Annotated in this window: 1 protein-coding gene; it reads right to left on the bottom strand. The window is 53.5% G+C overall.

Features of this window, described 5'->3' with window-relative positions; genetic code table 11:
- A partial coding sequence (gene istA / locus D1646_RS22555; RefSeq protein WP_243154310.1) for an IS21 family transposase occupies positions 1 to 600 on the bottom strand: 600 nt, incomplete at its 3' end.
- Between the last annotated feature and the right edge of the window lie 47 nt (positions 601 to 647).

Raw genomic sequence — 647 nt, 5'->3', positions numbered from 1 at the left:
GTTCAATGTGGAGTCCTCCTGCTTCAGAAGCCGCTTGATGACTACCTGCTTCATATTGTCATATAGAATCTCCTCCGGGTATCCTCCAAAGTACCGAAATGCGTTCTGATGGCACCGTATCAGTGTGTTTGTGCTCATATCCGTTACAAACTCGATGTACCCCATCCGCGAATATCCCAGTATCATGAGAAAGCAGTACAGCTTCTTCCACTTCCCGTCCTCGTACACCAGGTGATCCTCAAAGAACCCCCAGTCCATCTGTCCCTGCTTACTGGGCATTGTCTCAAACCGTACCGCCGCTTTCTCATTCAAGTCCATCTTCCGGCTGCTCACATACGCCTTGACGATGCTGTAGCCCCCGTCAAACCCCATCTCCCGCAGCTTTTCCAGAATCCGCAGCGCCGAATACGGCGCCTCCTCCAGCCACTCGTCTACGATCTGCTTGTACGGATCCATCTTTGTTGGCTTCGGTTCGCTCAATGTGTACTCTGGCTTCTGCGGCGATTCCGCGTACCGCTTTGCCGTCCGCGGGTCCGTGTGGTACTTCCGTCCCAGCTCCACATAGCTCAGCCCTTGCTGCCTCTCGTTTCGGATATCCATCCACTGTGCTCCTTTCATTTCCTGACTCCCTTTCCGGACGCTTTTTC

Origin of the sequence: Pseudoflavonifractor sp. 60, assembly GCF_009911645.1 — a bacterium.
In the GTDB taxonomy this organism is placed as follows: domain Bacteria; phylum Bacillota; class Clostridia; order Oscillospirales; family Oscillospiraceae; genus Lawsonibacter.
This window is presented reverse-complemented; position numbering and strand designations above follow the sequence as displayed.